We start from the raw sequence: 1,921 nt of genomic DNA, 5'->3' as shown, positions 1-1,921 counted from the left end.
TCCCAACCGGTCCTCGTCGGCGACAACATCGGCGAGGCGACCCAACTGGTCAAGACACGGGGCGATCGGGGACACTGTCCCAGCGGGCATGGGTGACTCCTGGTGGACGATCTGGATGCTTAGACACACCCATGATCGGTCCCTGTCCCCATGCCCGTTCCACCACCCTCACCGACTCCCTGCCGGCCTCGAATGCCCAGGTCGCAGGCCCGCCCATCAACAACTACGGGGCCCTGACGACTTTGCCGAGGCCCTGCCTGGCGCCCACCCGATCACGCCGCTGTTCATGACCAAATGGTCAAGCTACGGTTGGGAAGCCGGCCAACTCGGCTACCCCACCACCGACGAAATCCCCAACGGAGACAACATCGGCAGCCGCCAAGACTTCCAAAAAGAGAACGCCGCCATCTACTGGAACTCCAGTCTGCCGCTAACCGGAATCACCGTCATCAAAGGAATGATCCGATCGAAGTGGAACACACTCGGGGCCCAAGGAGGATCACTCGGCTATCCGATCACCGATGAAACGGACTCGATACCGGTCATCATGCCTGCCGGCGAGAAGATGCAGGTATTCGCGAGCGGAACCGCGCTCGTCTTCAGTTCCGCTCGAGTCGAGGTTGGTGTAGCAGGCTGGGAAACCATGAATCCCCGGCCAGATCATGGTCCTACCCAAGCCGATCAGTCGAACCGAACAGTGACGCCCCGGTTCCAATCCGCTTGCCCAACTGGGACGACCGATTTGCCTGACGGATATAGTTGCGTCAAGCGATTCCAAGATGTCGACGGGACCTGGATCAATCTCCGAGCAGGGAAGGCAAATCCAAACGGATTTGGGCAGATCCACTACAAACTCGACCATTCCGTTTCAGATCGTCAGGTCGAGTTGATCCTGCAAGACTCTTATGCGACTCCACTCAATTTCGACCCCGAGGGCGGGCCGGACCGTACACCCAACCCAGACAGGTACGTCTACTCCCAACTGTTCCACGTTGAATTCATGGGTGAGCGGCAGAAGATAATTGCGCTCGGCGTTTTCGTCGACTTCGCTCACACAAGCGCCGTCTACGACAGCACTCAGTTCGGAATTCTGACAGCGTACTGCATGGATCCGAACCATAATGACAACATTATCCAGCACTGCCCGACCCTGCCCGCGCCTTACGACCACTAGGAGATACGCAACCTCAGCTTCGTCCGGGTTGCGCCAAGTCCGAACTAATTGCAATCGGCGCAACCCGGACGCACCACTGGTAAAGTCGCCTCAACGGGCCCACTGAGTCAATGTCACCACCCTCGTGAAACCGAATCGTCCGCCCTACTCCCCCAATCATCGAACGAGTCTCCGTGCTCAAGAATCCAACCCCATCAACCTCAGCCGTAAAAGAAGGCGCGACCGAATATCTCAAATGCTCGAATTCCTCCCAGGCCTGCAGGTATCCGATGACGGATTGATTACCCTCCGGGATGAAGGCATGACAAATGACAGCCGAAATTCCGGATTTCGACTCAATCGTAGACAGCCCGACGTTCCACCCTTCTCCTACCGGTTCTATAATTTTTACCTCCCCGACTACGGTGGAGACAACATCGACCGGAATTCCCTCGACCTGAGTCGCGAGCGTGCAATTCATACACACACGGCTTCCGGATTGAAATGGCGGAGATTTGGACTGCAAATCCATATCGCCGAGTAGTATCCAAAAGCGCTCCATCCTCCAATGGTATGCCGCGAACTCGGCGTAGTCGACGAGTACGCAGGGCTGCAGGGCAGGGCCTCGGCAAAGTCGTGAGTGATGCCCGCTGACCTGCGGTTTCAAGGTGGGATGGCGCACGATCGGGGTGCGGATTGGGGCGGGCACGACCGTCTCGGTGATGATGCAAGTCTCTACTCCCGCGTCATCAGGAACGAGTCGTGCCC

Annotated in this window: 1 protein-coding gene; it reads left to right on the top strand. The window is 57.7% G+C overall.

All coding sequences use genetic code 11. The features are described from left to right. Positions 1-286: 286 nt before the first annotated feature. A complete protein-coding gene (locus tag E0497_RS20275) occupies positions 287-1,174 on the top strand; it encodes an LGFP repeat-containing protein (protein ID WP_161987480.1) in 888 nt (295 codons plus the stop codon). Positions 1,175-1,921: the final 747 nt, after the last annotated feature.

This window comes from Prescottella subtropica (assembly GCF_005434945.1).
GTDB classification, from domain to species: Bacteria; Actinomycetota; Actinomycetes; order Mycobacteriales; family Mycobacteriaceae; genus Prescottella; species Prescottella subtropica.
Note: the sequence above shows the minus strand (reverse complement) of the source record. Positions and strands in the feature narration are given on the sequence as shown.

What these genes read in the sequence shown, in the direction of transcription:
- E0497_RS20275 (WP_161987480.1), top strand. Translation starts at nt 287, where the DNA reads ATGACCAAATGGTCAAGCTACGGTTGGGAAGCCGGCCAACTCGGCTAC.